19 protein-coding genes are annotated in these 15,765 nt (G+C 28.0%); 17 read left to right on the forward strand and 2 right to left on the reverse strand.

What is annotated here, in order from left to right:
- Window positions 1-69 precede the first annotated feature (69 nt).
- The 5 genes from BS62_RS01040 to BS62_RS01060 all read left to right on the forward strand — a co-directional run bounded on the left by BS62_RS01040 (window position 70) and on the right by BS62_RS01060 (window position 3,643).
- Window positions 70-1,020, forward strand: coding sequence for an aldo/keto reductase (locus BS62_RS01040; protein ID WP_496489378.1), 951 nt, complete (start codon window positions 70-72; stop codon window positions 1,018-1,020).
- Between the two features lie 9 nt (window positions 1,021-1,029).
- On the forward strand, window positions 1,030-1,455 hold the full coding sequence (ruvX, locus tag BS62_RS01045; RefSeq protein WP_496489795.1) for a Holliday junction resolvase RuvX: 426 nt from the start codon (window positions 1,030-1,032) through the stop codon (window positions 1,453-1,455).
- Between the two features lie 127 nt (window positions 1,456-1,582).
- The gene (locus tag BS62_RS01050; protein ID WP_496489379.1) at window positions 1,583-1,864 is read left to right on the forward strand and encodes a DUF1292 domain-containing protein; all 282 of its coding nucleotides are present in this window, start codon (window positions 1,583-1,585) and stop codon (window positions 1,862-1,864) included.
- A 140-nt stretch (window positions 1,865-2,004) separates the two neighbouring features.
- Window positions 2,005-3,093: an LCP family protein gene (locus tag BS62_RS01055; protein WP_496489380.1), complete on the forward strand. Its 1,089-nt coding sequence runs from the start codon at window positions 2,005-2,007 to the stop codon at window positions 3,091-3,093.
- A gap of 106 nt (window positions 3,094-3,199) precedes the next feature.
- Window positions 3,200-3,643 carry a Fur family transcriptional regulator gene (locus BS62_RS01060; protein ID WP_496489381.1) on the forward strand — a complete coding sequence of 148 codons (444 nt, stop codon included), beginning with the start codon at window positions 3,200-3,202 and terminating at the stop codon, window positions 3,641-3,643.
- 41 nt (window positions 3,644-3,684) lie between these two features.
- Here BS62_RS01060 and BS62_RS01065 read toward each other — a convergent pair whose 3' ends face one another.
- A complete protein-coding gene (locus tag BS62_RS01065) occupies window positions 3,685-4,425 on the reverse strand; it encodes a metal-dependent hydrolase (protein ID WP_496489382.1) in 741 nt (246 codons plus the stop codon).
- A gap of 207 nt (window positions 4,426-4,632) precedes the next feature.
- Between BS62_RS01065 and BS62_RS01070 the strand changes: the two genes are divergently transcribed.
- The 8 genes from BS62_RS01070 to scpB all read left to right on the forward strand — a co-directional run bounded on the left by BS62_RS01070 (window position 4,633) and on the right by scpB (window position 11,857).
- Entirely contained in the window at window positions 4,633-6,309 is a 1,677-nt protein-coding gene (locus tag BS62_RS01070) for a ribonuclease J (RefSeq protein ID WP_496489383.1), read from the forward strand.
- A gap of 96 nt (window positions 6,310-6,405) precedes the next feature.
- Window positions 6,406-6,741 carry a YlbF/YmcA family competence regulator gene (locus BS62_RS01075; RefSeq protein WP_496489384.1) on the forward strand — a complete coding sequence of 112 codons (336 nt, stop codon included), beginning with the start codon at window positions 6,406-6,408 and terminating at the stop codon, window positions 6,739-6,741.
- A gap of 26 nt (window positions 6,742-6,767) precedes the next feature.
- Window positions 6,768-7,253 (forward strand): QueT transporter family protein, encoded by a 486-nt coding sequence (locus BS62_RS01080; RefSeq protein WP_496489385.1) that lies wholly within the window; start codon window positions 6,768-6,770, stop codon window positions 7,251-7,253.
- A 118-nt stretch (window positions 7,254-7,371) separates the two neighbouring features.
- Complete coding sequence (locus tag BS62_RS01085; RefSeq protein WP_496489386.1) at window positions 7,372-8,553, forward strand: CapA family protein; 1,182 nt, start codon at window positions 7,372-7,374, stop codon at window positions 8,551-8,553.
- Window positions 8,554-8,628: 75 nt separating this feature from the next.
- Entirely contained in the window at window positions 8,629-9,777 is a 1,149-nt protein-coding gene (locus BS62_RS01090; protein WP_496489387.1) for a D-alanyl-D-alanine carboxypeptidase family protein, read from the forward strand.
- Between the two features lie 177 nt (window positions 9,778-9,954).
- The gene (locus tag BS62_RS01095) at window positions 9,955-10,554 is read left to right on the forward strand and encodes a site-2 protease family protein (RefSeq protein WP_496489388.1); all 600 of its coding nucleotides are present in this window, start codon (window positions 9,955-9,957) and stop codon (window positions 10,552-10,554) included.
- A gap of 23 nt (window positions 10,555-10,577) precedes the next feature.
- On the forward strand, window positions 10,578-11,294 hold the full coding sequence (locus BS62_RS01100; protein WP_496489389.1) for a segregation and condensation protein A: 717 nt from the start codon (window positions 10,578-10,580) through the stop codon (window positions 11,292-11,294).
- A gap of 5 nt (window positions 11,295-11,299) precedes the next feature.
- Window positions 11,300-11,857, forward strand: a complete 558-nt coding sequence (gene scpB / locus BS62_RS01105) for an SMC-Scp complex subunit ScpB (protein ID WP_496489390.1) — start codon at window positions 11,300-11,302, stop codon at window positions 11,855-11,857.
- A 16-nt stretch (window positions 11,858-11,873) separates the two neighbouring features.
- On the opposite strand, the gene BS62_RS01110 is transcribed toward scpB, so the two are convergent.
- Window positions 11,874-12,413 carry a helix-turn-helix domain-containing protein gene (locus BS62_RS01110; RefSeq protein WP_496489391.1) on the reverse strand — a complete coding sequence of 180 codons (540 nt, stop codon included), beginning with the start codon at window positions 12,411-12,413 and terminating at the stop codon, window positions 11,874-11,876.
- 190 nt (window positions 12,414-12,603) lie between these two features.
- Here BS62_RS01110 and BS62_RS01115 point away from each other — a divergent pair, with 190 nt between their 5' ends.
- From BS62_RS01115 to BS62_RS01130, 4 genes are all read left to right on the forward strand, one after another.
- Window positions 12,604-13,263 (forward strand): hypothetical protein, encoded by a 660-nt coding sequence (locus tag BS62_RS01115; protein ID WP_496489392.1) that lies wholly within the window; start codon window positions 12,604-12,606, stop codon window positions 13,261-13,263.
- Window positions 13,214-13,675, forward strand: a complete 462-nt coding sequence (gene ytfJ / locus BS62_RS01120) for a GerW family sporulation protein (protein WP_496489393.1) — start codon at window positions 13,214-13,216, stop codon at window positions 13,673-13,675. The genes BS62_RS01115 and ytfJ overlap by 50 nt, the downstream gene beginning before the upstream one ends.
- Before the next feature lie 173 nt (window positions 13,676-13,848).
- The gene (locus BS62_RS01125; protein ID WP_496489394.1) at window positions 13,849-14,295 is read left to right on the forward strand and encodes a MarR family winged helix-turn-helix transcriptional regulator; all 447 of its coding nucleotides are present in this window, start codon (window positions 13,849-13,851) and stop codon (window positions 14,293-14,295) included.
- Window positions 14,296-14,381: 86 nt separating this feature from the next.
- Window positions 14,382-15,743, forward strand: coding sequence for an MATE family efflux transporter (locus BS62_RS01130; protein WP_496489395.1), 1,362 nt, complete (start codon window positions 14,382-14,384; stop codon window positions 15,741-15,743).
- Window positions 15,744-15,765: the final 22 nt, after the last annotated feature.

Raw genomic sequence — 15,765 nt, forward strand, 5'->3', positions numbered from 1 at the left:
GGAAATTTCCTGACTAATTTTAATTAATAGGATATTGAGTGTAGCAAATTTTTTATGGAGGAGGTTGTTATGGATTACAAAATACTTGGAAAAACTAATTTTAAGGTATCTAAAATGTGTTTTGGAGCTCTTACAATAGGACCACTACAAAGAAATATGAGTAATAAAGATGGAGCTAAAATAATATTAGAAGCTTTAAATAATGGAGTTAATCTTATGGATACAGCTGAGTTATATGAAACGTATGGACATATAAATGAAGCATTAAAAAGCTTTGATAGAAGTAAAGTACATATAATAACTAAATCATATGCATATGACATTAAAACGGCAGAGGAAAGTTTATCAAAGGCCTTAAAAGAAATGAATACAGATTATGTAGATGGATTTTTACTTCATGAGCAAGAAAGCGAACACACTTTAAGAGGTCATTATGAAGCCTTTGAGTATTTTATGAAAATGAAGGATAAAGGATATATAAGATCAATTGGTATATCAACTCATAATGTTGCTGCAGTAAAAGCAGCATCTAAAATACCAGAAGTGGATATAATTCATCCAATAGTAAATAAAGTAGGGATAGGGATACACGATGGAAATATAGATGATATGTTAGATGCTATAAAATTTGCAAAATCTAAAGATATAGGTATATACGCTATGAAACCTTTAGGTGGAGGTAATCTTATAAAATCATATGATGAAGCATTGGATTTTGTGTTAAACTTAGAGTGCATAGATTCAATAGCTATAGGTATGCAGTCTATAGAAGAAGTACATGCAAATATATTTAAATTTAACAATAAGAAAATACCAGATAATATAAAAGAAAAGTTAAATAACCAAACTAGAGAGTTACAAATACAAGATTATTGTTTAGGTTGCGGTGAGTGTGTTAAAAATTGTAGTCATAAAGCTCTTACAATAGTAGATAATAAAGCAGTAGTAGATAAAGAAAAATGTGTACTATGTAGCTATTGTTCTAAATATTGTAAGGATTTTTGCATAAAAGTTATTTAAGGAGAAAATATTATGATAGGACGTATAATGGGTCTTGATGTTGGAGACAAAACTATAGGCGTTGCAGTTAGCGATTTATTGGGATTTACTGCACAAGGTATAAAAACTGTAAGAAGAGAAAGTATAAAAAAAGATATGGAAGAACTTAAAAAAATTATAAAAGAAAAAGAAGTTACTAAAATTGTTTCAGGAATGCCAAAGAATATGAATGGAACTTTAGGACCTCAAGGTGAAAAAGTAATTAAGTTTTGCGAAAAGCTAAAAGAAGAAACAAATTTAGAAATAGAATTTTGGGATGAAAGACTTACAACAGTGGCAGCACAACGTTCTTTAATTGAAGCTGATGTAAGTAGACAAAAAAGAAAAAAAGTTATTGATATGCTTGCAGCAGTTTTAATATTACAAGGATATTTGGATAGACAAAGTAATTATTAAAAAATATATTTGAATAGGTAATTATTAAATTCCACATAATAATTATAAACATTTTTCTAAAAACTATATAAAATTTTAATACAATGGTATATAATGGATTTAAATATTTTGATATGAGGTGAATATAATGGATGAGAACATAGTAAAATTAATAGATGAAGAAGGAAAAGAGCATGAATTTGAAGTTATAATGACTTTGGAAGCAGAAGATCAAGAATATGCTATACTTATGCCTTTAAATGAAGATGAATCAGAAGGCGCTTTAATATTTAGAATAGAAAGCGACGAAGAAGGAGATCTTTTAGTTCCAATAGAAAGTGATGAAGAATACGATACTGTTATAGCAGTGTATGAAACATTAATGGAAGAAGAAGGATTAAACTTCGATGAAGATGAACACGAACACTAATAATTATATATTATTACATAAAAAAGACTAACAAGTTGTTAGTCTTTTTTTGTACAATAATAATTTTAACCTTTGTTATAAATTTCTAAATTTAGGTTAGAATAACTACTATAAAAATTGACAAAAAGGTAGTGATATTATTGAGTAAATTTAAACGTATATGTATAATCATGAGTATCGTAGTTATTATAGTACCTGTTGTTACATATGCTTATACCTTTCATAAAGTAAAATCATTTAATAATGAAAATACAAAACAAACATATTTAAATAAAGAATTAGTAAAAAAAGATAATAATAATAACAATAAAGTTGAAGAAGTTGAAAAAATAGAAAATGTAAGTGCAGATCAAAAAGAAGCTCTGAATATAAAAAAAGAAGAAAATTTAAAAACTTATAAAGATGTCGATGGAATAACTAATATACTTCTTATTGGTATTGATGCGAGAAATAAAAATGAAAAAAGTAGATCAGATACAATGATGATTTTAACAATAGATAATTTGCATAAAACTTTAAAATTAACGTCACTAGCTAGAGACACACTAGTAAACATACCTGGGCGTGGCTATGAAAAATTAACTCATTCATATGTTTATGGAGGAGAAAAACTACTACTTGATACTATAAACAAAAACTTTAAACTAAATATAAAAAACTATGCAGTTGTAAACTTTCAATCATTTATAGATATAATAGATACTCTAGGTGGTGTAGAAGTAAATGTTGAACATACAGAAATAGACCATTTAAATAAAGTAATATCAGTTTGCTATGATTTTAGCAACAAAGTAATAGAAGAAGAGCCTATAGAATATATAACTAGTACTGGAATTCAAAATTTAAATGGATATCAAGCATTGGCTTATGCAAGAATAAGATATAATGATAGTGCATTTAAAAGAGATGAAAGACAAAGGGAAGTTTTACAAAATTTAACTAAGAAGATATCACAAACATCTATAACAAACTATCCGCAACTTATAAAAGATGTATTAACTCATGTTAAAGTTAACATTTCTCCTGGAGAAATAATGAAATTGGCTTTAATAGCTCATAAAATGGGAAACTATGATATGCAGCAGCTTCAATTTCCACTTGCAGAGTATAGAAGCGATGCTAAAGTGAAATTTAAGGAAAATGATATTTTAGTAATAAAATGGGACAAAGTAAAAAATATAAATAAACTTCATAATTTTATATATAAAGAAGGCCAATATTTTGAATAAAAGATGCGTGTTAAACGCATCTTTTTTAATATGTATTGACATTTTATCAAATTTTTATTAAAATACAATTAATAAAGATTATCAATTGAAAATGTAGGTGAAGATTATGAGCGCTATTGATATATTAAAAGAAAGACTTCAAAAGACTGGGTTTAAAATAACTCCTCAAAGAAGAGCTGTAGTTGAGATTTTACTTCAAAACAAAGATAATCACCTTAGTAGTGAGGAAATATACGACTTAGTTAGAAAAGATTGTCCAGAAATAGGACTTGCTACTGTATATAGAACTATGCAGTTATTAGACGAAATAGGAGTAATTTCAAAACTAAATTTAGATGATGGTTGTATAAGATATGAGATAAGTTTAGATAAAGAAGATACTCATAATCACCATCACTTAATATGTAGAGGTTGTTCTAAAATAATGGAAGTAAAAGATGACTTGCTAGAGTCTATAGAAAGTAAAATTGAAGAGACTTATGGATTTAATATAATAGACCACGACGTTAAATTTTATGGATTATGTCCAAGTTGCAAAGATAAAAAATAAAGCTCTCCTATGAAGGAGGGCTTTTTTGATTTTAGCGACTTTTATACATAAATTTTAAATGTATAAAAAACTATTAATAATAAAAATATTACATAAACTACTTCTAATATATTGCTAAAAAATTTTCCAACTTTTAAAAAACCTAAAGATATTTTTTTGTTAGATAATGGATAGAATATAGGTATACCCATTTTAGTAAATATATCACCTAAAAATAGATGGGACATATACCCGATAAATCCGAAAAAAGCAAGATTTTCTATATAAGTTATTAATTCTATTTGTTTTAGCAGTGTATATGTAAGAATAACGGCAACAATACTGTGTGAGATTCCTCTATGTTTTAGCCATGGGAATAGAGCTAATATAACAGATAGCAAAATAAATGCAATAGGTAGCTTCACTATGTATAATACATATCCCATTGCTAAACATAGTGATGATAATAATATTTTTCTTAAAAAATCATGTTTTAGTTTTAAATCTACAATTACTATTGCTATAAACGTTATAAGTAAGCTAAAAAATAAATTTTTATTTATTGACATAACTACAAAAAAAATAAATAAATTTATAGCATATAGAAAACAACGATATATAAACTTAGATGTTTTATGATTTAGTATAGCATTAGAGATAGTTGAATTAGAACTATCCATATCAGGTATTAATGAACATACAACAGCGACTGCAAATGTCAAAAAATTAAGAGGTCTTTGTGAAAGTACAGACGCTTCAATTGTAGTTAATATTCCTATAGTTAGATGGGTTGTACCACGCATGATATCCTCCTTAATTAGTATAACTTGAGAATATCAAAATTAAAAATATTTGTCAAAATATATAATTGTCAGATTAGCTCTATTTATGTAATTTGAATAATATTAAAGTATCTTATTATTTATGATAAAATTGTAAATAACTGGAAGAGGGTACGTGATGTATGTATATTAGTAGTTTAGTCGGAATGTATTTATAAAAAGGAGATGATGACATTGTTTAAAAAAAGCACCAACAAAATCAAAGTTATGGCTTTAGGCGGTTTAAATGAAATAGGTAAAAACATGACTTTAATCGAGTATAAGGATGAAATAATAGTTATTGACTGTGGACTAAGTTTCCCAGAAGATGAAATGTTAGGTATAGACATTGTTATACCTGATGTAAACTATCTAATAAAAAACAGAGATAAGATAAAAGGTATATTTATAACTCATGGACATGAAGATCATATTGGAGCTCTTCCTTATGTATTAAAAAAATTAGATATTCCTATATACGGATCAAAACTAACTTTAGGTTTGGTTCAAGTTAAATTAAAAGAGCATAGACTAAATAATGTTAATTTAAATATAGTTAGCCCTAGGGATAAAGTAAGCTTCCAAAATCTAAAAGTAGAATTTTTAAGAGCTACTCATAGTGTACCTGATGCATTTTCCTTAGCTATACACACAGACCAAGGTATAATATTCCATACTGGTGACTTCAAAGTAGATTTAACTCCAATAGGTGGAGAAGTTATGGATTTCCATAGAATATGTGAATTAAGTAAAGAAGGAATATTGCTTTTATTAGCTGACAGTACAAATGTTGAAAGACCAGGGTCGACTTTGTCAGAAAGAACAGTAGGAGCGACACTAGATGAAGTATTTAGAAAAGCTGGATCAAGTAGAATAATAGTTGCTACATTTGCATCAAATGTACACAGAGTACAACAAGTAGTAAACTCTGCTCAGAAATTTAATAGAAAAGTAGCAGTATCAGGAAGATCAATGGTAAACGTTGTAAATGTTGGTATAGAGCTAGGTTATTTAAATATGCCTGAAGAAATGTTAGTAGACTTAAACGACATAAACAGATATGACGATAGTGAAGTAGTTATAATAACTACAGGATCTCAAGGAGAACCTATGGCAGCACTTTCAAGAATGGCCGCAGGTGAACATAAAAAAATAGAAATAAAACAAGGTGATTTGATAATTCTATCATCAAGTCCAATACCAGGCAATGAAAAATCAGTATCAAAGGTTATAAACTCATTGTTTGAAAAAGGTGCTGAGGTTGTATACGATGACATGGCAGATATTCACGTTTCAGGTCATGCTTGCCAAGAGGAATTAAAATTAATCCATAGATTAACCAACCCTAAGTTCTTTGTTCCAGTTCATGGTGAATATAGACATCTAAAAAAACATGCTGAACTTGCTGAAGAGTTAGGAATGCCAAGTCAAAATATGTTTATATTAAATAATGGAGATGTATTTGAACTTGATAGAAATTCAGCAAAAGTATCAGGACATATACCTACTGGAAATATATTAGTAGATGGACTTGGAGTTGGAGATGTTGGTAATATAGTTTTAAGAGATAGAAAGCACTTATCAGAAGATGGCCTTATGATAGTAGTAGTTACAATATCTAGAGAAGATGGAAGAATACTTTCAGGACCAGATATTATATCAAGAGGATTTGTATATGTTAGAGAATCTGAGGATTTGATGGATAATGCAAAGAACGTTGTAAAAGCCGTTTTAAGTGACTGCCAGTCTAAAAATATAAAAGAGTGGGCATATCTTAAAAATAGTATGAAAGATCACTTAAGAGATTATCTATATCAAAAAACTAAGAGAAATCCAATGATATTACCTATAATAATGGAAGTTTAAACATAGTATATAAAAGAGTGAATATAATATAATTGTATTCGCTCTTTTTATATACAAAGAATTATATAGGTTTAAAATTTCGCTTGGAGGGATAATATGAATATATACGATAGTGCACACCAATTGGCAAGGACTATAAAAAATAGCAATGAATATAAGGAATTTAAAAAACATATGCAAGAAGTAAAAAAAGACAGAAATGCATCAAAACTTTTGGAGGATTTAAGAAATAGACAATTAGACTTACAAAGATCTCAAGCGCTAGGTGAAAAAATAGACCAAAATAAAATAATCAAATTAGAAGAATTATATAAAACAGCTTCTTTAAATCCAAAACTTTCCAGTTATCTTCAATCCGAATTAAAGTTTATGCAGACTATGGAAGATATAAATAAAATATTAGCAAAGGCAGTAGAGATTGATTATAAATAATAAAGCTAATTAAAAGGAGACTTTATATGGATAAACAAATGATAGATAGTAGGTACATAGCAAAAGCTGGAATAATAGCAGCATTGTATATAGTTTTTACGTTAATATTTGCACCTATTAGTTATGGGCCTGTTCAAATAAGGTTTGCAGAAGGTCTTATATTACTTGCATTAATAGAACCAGCAGCTATACCGGCGATATTTATAGGTTGTATTTTTTCTAATCTTTCAAGTCCATTTGGAATAGCAGATGTATTTTTAGGCTCGTTTATATCTTTAATAGCAGCATATTTAACAAGTAATGCCCCTAATAGATGGATAGGAGTTCTACCACCAGTTATACTTAATGGATTTTTAACTTCAGCATATTTAGTTGTATTGTCCCCTACTGTCTTAGGAGAAAGATGGGCTTACTGGCCTATGGTAGGGTCTATAATGATAGGAGAACTAATATCGGTAGGAATAGTTGGCAATATAGTTTTAGAGGCCTATAAACGAATAATAAAAGAATGATATTTATAGTCTGGCATATATTGCTAGACTTTTTATATTATGGGGAATATTATAATTTATCTGGTCTTTGGATAAGTTATAATATACAACTTTAAAATAAATATTATAGGAGGCAGATGTGAGGGTAATTGTACTAACTATAATACTCTTCTTTTTAAATTGTAATTTAGTGCTAGCAATAGATAAACCTACAAAAGAAGATAATGAAATTTTAATAGATATAAGTGCTGTTGGAGATATAATGGTACACAGTAGTCAGCTAAATGCCCAACATGATATAAACTCTAATAAATATAATTTTTACAATAACTTTAAGTATATAAGTGACGATATAAAAAAATCTGATTTATCAATAGCAAATTTAGAAACCACTTTATCAGGAGAAGAAAATGGGTATTCAGGTTATCCAAGATTTAATTCTCCAGACTCACTAGCACATGCATTAAAAAAATCTGGATTTGATTTTATATCAATTGTAAATAATCATACATTAGACTATGGTATACAAGGTCTTGAAAGGACTATAGGAGTATTAGAAAAAAATAAATTAAATCCTTTAGGTGTTAAAAAATATTTAAATGATAAAAGATACGAAATAAGAGATATAAAAGGAGTCAAAGTAGGAATTATTGCTTATACATATGAAACTCCACCAATAAATGGTTCTAAAACTATAAATAACATAAAAATTCCAGATGAAATTAAAGATTCAATAAATACTTTTAACTCAGATAATCTTACCTATGAAGTACCGAAGATTCAAAGAGAAATACAAAATATGAGAAAAGATGGAGCTGAACTTATTATATTTGTAACTCACTGGGGAAATGAATATAATTTAATGCCAAATTATAGTCAAAAGGTTTTGGCCAAATCTCTTGCAAATAGTGGTGTAGATATAATATTAGGTTCTCATCCACATGTTATACAACCTATAGATGTAATAAAATCTAATAATAGTAGCCATAAAACATTAGTAGTTTACTCAATGGGAAATTTTTTGTCTAATCAAAGATTTGAAATGACTGGAAGTACATATACAGAAAATGGAGTTATATTGAATATAGAAGTGAAAAAAGATTTAACTACAAAAAAAGTTAATATAAATAAAGTCAGTTACAAACCCACATGGGTACACAAATATTATAATAACGATAAAGATAAAATTGTATATGAAATAATACCTGTGTTAGAATGCCTAAAGAATTATGGAAAGTTTAAAATATATGACCCAGAAACCCAAACTAGAATACAAAAATCTTTTAAAAATACAAATAGAGCAATAAATTCAAATTATTAAAATGTTCCAGTTCGTATAAAATTTGAACAAAAGTGTAAAAATATTCTTAAATACAAATAGCGAGAGGTGAAAAGCATGAAAAAAATAATGAGTATGATTGTGGCATTTGCAATTGTACTATCTTGTACTACTGTGACATTTGCAAAAGATCAGGCAACTATAAACTTAGCATCTAAATCAGCAGTACTAATGGACGTAGGAAGTGGTCAAATATTATTTGAAAAAAATTCTCATGAAAAGCTTCCACCAGCTAGTGTTACAAAGGTAATGACATTATTATTAATTTCAGAAGCTTTGGACAGTGGAAAGATAAAGCTAACTGATAAGGTTCAAATAAGTGAAAGAGCATCAGAAATGGGCGGAAGTCAAATATTCCTAGAGCCTGGAGAAGTACAAACTGTTGAAAACCTAATAAAAGGAATAGCGGTTGCCTCAGGTAATGATGCTTGCGTTGCTATGGCTGAGTATATAGGTGGAAGTGAAGAAAATTTTGTTAAGATGATGAATAACAAGGCCAAAGAATTAGGAATGAAAAACACTAACTTTGTAAATACAAATGGACTACCAGTGGAAAATCATTATACAACAGCTAACGATATAGCTTTAATGTCAAAGGAATTATTAAAACATGATTCTATGCATAAATACTTAACAACTTGGATGGATGAAGTTGTAGTAGGTAAGAAACAAGCTAAAATAGGTCTAGCAAATACAAATAAATTAATAAGACATTATCAAGGTGCTACAGGAGTTAAAACAGGATTTACTCAAGAGGCTAAATATTGTTTATCAGCTGCAGCTAAAAGAGGAGATACTCACTTAGTAGCCGCTACATTAGGAGCAGAAACATCTAAAGAAAGATTTAATGACGCTTCATCTTTACTAAACTATGGATTTGCAAATTATGAAAGTGTTAAACTTTGCTCTAAAGGAGATTTACTAGCTACATTAACAATGGATAAAGCAGAAGAAAACAAAGTTAAATTAACAGCTAAAAATGATTTAACTGCTTTAATAAAGAAAGGTGAAAAGAAAAATTTCACTAAACAAGTAACTGTAAACGAAAATCCTAAGCTACCTATAAAAAAGGGTGAGAAGTTAGGTGAAGTGAAAATTTATAAAGATAAGAAATTAGTAGGAAAAGTTGATTTAGTAACAAATAAAGAAGTTAAAAAAGCTGGCTACATTAAGATGATAGAAAGAGTATTTGATTCAATGATATAGATAAAAGGTCTAGTATTTAATACTAGACCTTTTTTTTGAGCAAGGTTCCTATTTTTCAAGGTCGTTTGCGAAATAAGCATAGCGAATTTTATTTGGTTTGACGAATTTTCTAGTTTTGCATATGTTATTTTGATATAATATAATTTATACAAAAAATGTGATACAGGAGAGATTGATATGGATATATTAATTGAATATTTAGTAATAATACCTGCTATATTAGTAGCTATATCGGTACATGAATTTGGTCATGCGGCAGTTGCCTATATGCTTGGGGATTCTACAGCAAAAGATTATGGGAGAATGACTTTAGATCCACTTAAACACATAGATCCTATAGGTTTTTTAATGCTTTTAATTGCTAGGATAGGATGGGCAAGGCCTGTACCTGTAAATCCAACAAATTTCAAAAACGAAAGAATAGGAAATATATTAGTATCTCTTGCTGGATCTTTTTTTAATATAGTAACAGCAGTATTGTTTATATATATTATAAACTACAACAATATTAATATATATGCATTAAACAAAATGTTAGATGCTATGGTAATGTATAATATAGGATTTGGTGCTTTTAACTTACTACCTATACCACCTCTTGATGGATGGGGAGTAGTGTCATCATTATTGCCTAGAAGTGCTAGTGAATTTGCATATAAATTTGAAAGTATGGGATCTATAATTCTTATACTATTAATATTTACAAATACATTTTCAATAATATTAACTCCTATATATGGAGTAATAAGCACTATAATATCTTTTGTTGTAATATAGATTTAGATAGGTGGTAGCAAATTATGAAATACAATATACATTTACAAGTTTATGAAGGTCCATTAGATTTATTATATGACCTTATAACAAAGCAAAAGATAGATATAAAGGATATATCTATCTTTGAAATAACAAATCAATATATAAATTATTTAGATACAATGGGAAAAATGGACTTAGAAATAACTAGTGATTTTATAACTATGGCATGTAAGCTTCTTGAAATAAAGTCTAAGTATTTGCTTTACAAACAAAGACAAGATGAAGTAGAAGAAGACCCTAGAAAAGAACTTATGGAAAAATTAGTTGAATATAGAAAGTTTAAAAATGCTTCACAGTTTTTAAAAGATAGAGTAGATTACAGTGTAGATATATTTTACCGTAAAAAAGAAGAAGTATTGATAGACGATAAACCTGATTTATCTAATTTAACTTTAGATAATCTAATAAATATAATTCCTAAAATTATAAAAATAGAAAGACCTCAAGAAATAAAAGATGAAAATTTAAAAAGAATATATAAAGCTCCCATTATATCAATAGAGCAAAAAATAAGCTATATTAGGTCTGTTATCAATAAAGAAGATAAAATTCCATTTAAAAATTTAGTTAAAAAAGAAAACAAAGATGAAATAATAGCAACATTTCTATCAATGTTAGAACTTATAAAAACTAAAGAAATAGAAATAGTACAAGAAAATTTCCTTGAAGATATAATACTAAAGAAAAAGAAAGAGTGATATTAATGAAAAGAGAAGATATAAAGTACATAATAGAAGCTATTATGTTTTCATATGCAGAACCAATATCAATAAAAGAACTAAGAGATATAATAAATCCAGAATTAGACGTAAGAGAAATAGAGATAATGTTAAATGATCTTATAAATGAATACATAGAAAATAATAGAGGTATACAAGTTATAAAATTAGAGGACAAATACCAAATGTGTACAAATAAGTTATACTCAGATTATATTAAAAAGGTTTTGGAGCCACAAAAGAAAAAAACAATAACCCAAGCCACACTTGAAGCTTTAACTATAATAGCTTATAAACAGCCAATAACAAAAGTGGAAGTGGATGAAATAAGAGGAGTAAAAAGTGATAAAGCTCTATCAACTCTTGTGGAATATGGTCTTATAAAAGAAGCTGGAAGACTTAATAAAATAGGGAAACCTATACTATATAAAACCACTGATGAATTTTTAAGGTTATTTAATATAGAAAAGATAGAAGATCTTCCAAAGGTAGAAGGATTTGAAGAAAATATTGAAAATAATTTAGATAATCAAAAAAGCTAGGACTAAGTCCTAGCTTTTAAAATGACGGAGGGGTAGATACCCATATTACTGATGCTACTTTATCCGTATGATTAACTATATAATGATCTTTGTCTGGTTTAAAGTAAAAACTTTCACCTTTTTTAACCTTATATTTTTTCTTATCTATTATTAAAGTAACAGCACCTTTTGTAACATATCCAAATTCCTCACCTTGATGAGGATAATCTTCTTGTGACATTCCACCTGGCTCTATTTCTATTAAAATAGGCTCCATCATATTCTTCTGAGCAGTAGGTATTAGCCAGTGAATTGTGTGCTTTAACTCCTCATTTATTGATTCGTATATATCATCTTTCTTATAAACCACTTTTTCTTCTTCTTCTTCATTAAAAAAACTTCTTAAGTCCGTACCTAAAGCTTCTAGTATATCCATTAAAGTAGCTATAGATGGAGATGTTAAGTCTCTTTCTATTTTAGATATAAAACCTTTAGTTAAATCACATCTTTGAGCAAGCTCTTCTTGTGTTAATTGATTTAACGTCCTTAATCTGTAAATTTTCTCACCTATTTTCAATCCGATCAACTCCTATTTAGGAAAAAGAATTTATTAATAGTAAACTTTATGTTTACTCACTATTGATATAATAAGTCAAATAGCCATTTGTGTCAATATGTACATGAATTTTTTGAAAATATTATAATTTAAATTGTATTGATAAGTTAATTTAAAGAATATATTTCTAATTTTAGAAAATAATATATGTATGGAAATCAATACAAGTATAAAAATAGTTTTAATAGTTATAGGTATTATAATAGGTCTAGCTGCAAGGCAACACTATGTAATATTAATAAGAACAGAAAACAACAAACATAGTGTAAAACTAATTTTCAGAGGTTTATTTAATCTATTAGAATTTCATATTCCAATATATCCAAGAAAGCGTAGAAAGGAGAAGCTTGATAAAACCTATAGATTAATATGGTGGATAGAACATAATATTGGAAAATTAGCCATAAGAACTCATTTAGATGATATAAGAGATTTAAAGAGATTAAAAAAACCAATTAAAAAATTAGACATAAATGAATTTGTATCAGATATATATTTTGCAAATGAAGAAATGGAATTGACAATTGGTGTGTTTTCAGTTGTAAATGCCCTATATGCATTTTTATACGAAAAGGTAAAAAGCAAAAAAGTAAAACTAACTGTTACACCTGGATTTGATAGAAATGAAATAAAAGGATTGATACAAATTGATTTATATTCCAGAACAATACATATACTAAGGTTAGCAATGGTTGCATCTAAAGTTTTTAACTTTAGAATAGGACTAATTAAACTAAAAGAAACAGAAGGTGGTGTTGAAGGTGAACAACGCAACAAACTCGATAAAGAGCTTAATGGACACAACGCTTGATACTATTAAAGGGGTAATAGATGCAAATACTATTGTAGGAGATCCAATAAGAAACAATAATACAATAGTAGTTCCCATATCAAAGATAACAATAGGATTTGGTATAGGTGGTGGAGAATACTCCAAAGGATATGACAAAAAAGAAGCAACTACTAACCAAGAACCAGGATTTGCAGGAGGTAGTGGAGCAGCTATATCTGTACAACCAGTAGCCTTCGTAGTTGTAGAAAATGAGGAAACTAGACTTATGAGTTTAGACCATAATATAAATATGATAGATACAGTTTTAAATATAACTCCTAAGGTTATAGAAAAACTACAAAATATGAAAAAAGGAAAGCAGACTGAAGATAATGTTCAATGTGATATACAAAATGTAGATCCAGAAGACGTAAACCATGATATTAGATAAATGATAATTTACTAAACGCCAAGGAATTGCCAACGTTGATTTAATCGTTGGCAATTTTTTGCTTTAGATATTAGTTGTATTGACAACTAAATTATTACATGATAAAATAGTTTATGAAATAAAATGTTTTAATATAAAATCATTTGAGTTTTTTAGATTATGGGAGTGAAAATATGGCTAATAATACAGAAATATCAAAAGAACTATTAGAAACCACTAGAAAATTTCATTGTATGGCTAAAACTGTAATTAATGAATATAACAAAACCATGAACCCCTTTTTAACAGATAAGCAATTTCACGCTTTAATATATATGCAAAATTCAGGAAAAATAGAGCTTAAAAATTTGAGCAAACTAATGAATGTATCTACATCAAGTTTATGTATTCTTCTGAATAAACTTGTAGATAACGGGTATGTATATAGAGAAGAAGATAAAAAAGACAGAAGAAATACATTTTATGATATAACAGATGATGGAGTTAAAACATTAGAAATTGAAAAAACAAATAGATTTAAGATACTAGATAATAAAATAAATAAATTATCAGAAGATAAAAAAGAAAAATTGTATGAAACTTTACTAAATTTAAAAGAAATAATGAATGAAATTTTTTAGACTACTTTGGTAGTCTATAATTTTGTTTAAATATAAATTATTTTGTAGTAAATAGTTTATTAAAATAAATAAGGACGGTGAAATAGATGAAGGATATGACAACTGGTAAAGAATGGAAGGTAATAGTGGGATTTGTTATTCCTATGTTAATAGGTAATGTGTTTCAACAAATGTATAATATGGTCGATAGTATAATAGTAGGTAGATATTTAGGAAAAGAAGCATTAGCCGCAGTTGGAACAAGTTTCCCTATATTATTTTTAGTTCTATCACTTATAATGGGTATAACAATGGGATCAGGGGTACTTATAGCTCAATACTACGGTGCCAAAAATATGGAACAGTTAAGAAAAACATTAGATACTACTAATATAGTAATGTCAATAGGTGCAATTATATTAACTATAATATGTCTTATATTTTCAGACAAAATATTAATGTTGTTATCAACTCCAAAAGAAGTTTTTGATATGTCAAAAGAATATTTAAACATAATATTTATAGGACTTTTTCCTGTGTTTGGTTATAATACTTTAAGTTCTATATTAAGGGGAATTGGAGACTCTAAAAGTCCGCTATACTTTCTTATTGTTGCAGTAATAGTAAATATAATATTAGATATAGTATTCATAAGATATATGGGATTAGGAGTAGCAGGAGCTGCTTGGGCAACAGTTATAGCTCAAAGTTGTTCATTTATATTTGCTATATTAAGTTTAAATAAAATGGGAGATACATTTAAAATAAGATTTAGAAATTTAAAATTTGATAAGTCTATATTAAGGTTAATATTAAAAATAGGCCTACCAACATCAATACAACAAGTTTGTGTATCTTTAGGTATGATGGCAATACAAGGACTTGTAAATGGCTTTGGGCCTGTTACAATGGCAGGATATAATGCAGCATCTAAAATAGATACATTTGCAACTATGCCTATGATGAACTTTAGTGCAGCCATATCTACATTTGTAGGCCAAAATATAGGTGCTCAAAAGATTGATAGAGTTAAAAAAGGAGCTAGTTCTACATTGATGATAAGTACAGGATTATCAATAGTAACTGCTATAATTATATACTTTGTTGCCGAACCTCTAGTATCTTTATTTACTACTGACAAGGAAGTTATACAAGCGGGAGTTCAGTATTTGAGAATAGTTCCTATATTCTACTTTGCATTTAATATATTATTCGTAACATCGGGTGCAGTAAGAGGAGCCGGATACTCTATACCACCTATGATATGTGCAATACTTGCAACACTAATTGTTAGAGTACCAGTAGCTTATTACTTTGCTGGGTCTATGGGTCCAAAAGGTATTTGGTTATCAGCAGGAGCTGGATGGTCAACAGGTGCAATACTAAACTATGCATACTATAAGTTTAAAGATTGGCATAATACTGCTCCACAAACTAATAAAGTTAAAATTAAAGAAGAAATGGCATAAAAGAGGTTATCCTAATGGATAG

The organism is Sporacetigenium mesophilum DSM 16796, from assembly GCF_059569055.1.

Excerpts from the sequence above, each read along its gene's own strand:
- BS62_RS01075 (WP_496489384.1), top strand. The coding sequence starts at position 6,406 with ATGAATATATACGATAGTGCACACCAATTGGCAAGGACTATAAAAAAT.
- BS62_RS01050 (WP_496489379.1), top strand. The coding sequence starts at position 1,583 with ATGGATGAGAACATAGTAAAATTAATAGATGAAGAAGGAAAAGAGCAT.
- scpB (WP_496489390.1), top strand. The coding sequence starts at position 11,300 with ATGAAAAGAGAAGATATAAAGTACATAATAGAAGCTATTATGTTTTCA.
- BS62_RS01130 (WP_496489395.1), top strand. The coding sequence starts at position 14,382 with ATGAAGGATATGACAACTGGTAAAGAATGGAAGGTAATAGTGGGATTT.
- BS62_RS01115 (WP_496489392.1), top strand. The coding sequence starts at position 12,604 with ATGGAAATCAATACAAGTATAAAAATAGTTTTAATAGTTATAGGTATT.
- BS62_RS01065 (WP_496489382.1), bottom strand. The coding sequence starts at position 4,425 with ATGCGTGGTACAACCCATCTAACTATAGGAATATTAACTACAATTGAA.
- BS62_RS01095 (WP_496489388.1), top strand. The coding sequence starts at position 9,955 with ATGGATATATTAATTGAATATTTAGTAATAATACCTGCTATATTAGTA.
- BS62_RS01080 (WP_496489385.1), top strand. The coding sequence starts at position 6,768 with ATGGATAAACAAATGATAGATAGTAGGTACATAGCAAAAGCTGGAATA.
- BS62_RS01060 (WP_496489381.1), top strand. The coding sequence starts at position 3,200 with ATGAGCGCTATTGATATATTAAAAGAAAGACTTCAAAAGACTGGGTTT.
- BS62_RS01090 (WP_496489387.1), top strand. The coding sequence starts at position 8,629 with ATGAAAAAAATAATGAGTATGATTGTGGCATTTGCAATTGTACTATCT.
- BS62_RS01100 (WP_496489389.1), top strand. The coding sequence starts at position 10,578 with ATGAAATACAATATACATTTACAAGTTTATGAAGGTCCATTAGATTTA.
- BS62_RS01070 (WP_496489383.1), top strand. The coding sequence starts at position 4,633 with ATGACATTGTTTAAAAAAAGCACCAACAAAATCAAAGTTATGGCTTTA.
- BS62_RS01040 (WP_496489378.1), top strand. The coding sequence starts at position 70 with ATGGATTACAAAATACTTGGAAAAACTAATTTTAAGGTATCTAAAATG.
- BS62_RS01125 (WP_496489394.1), top strand. The coding sequence starts at position 13,849 with ATGGCTAATAATACAGAAATATCAAAAGAACTATTAGAAACCACTAGA.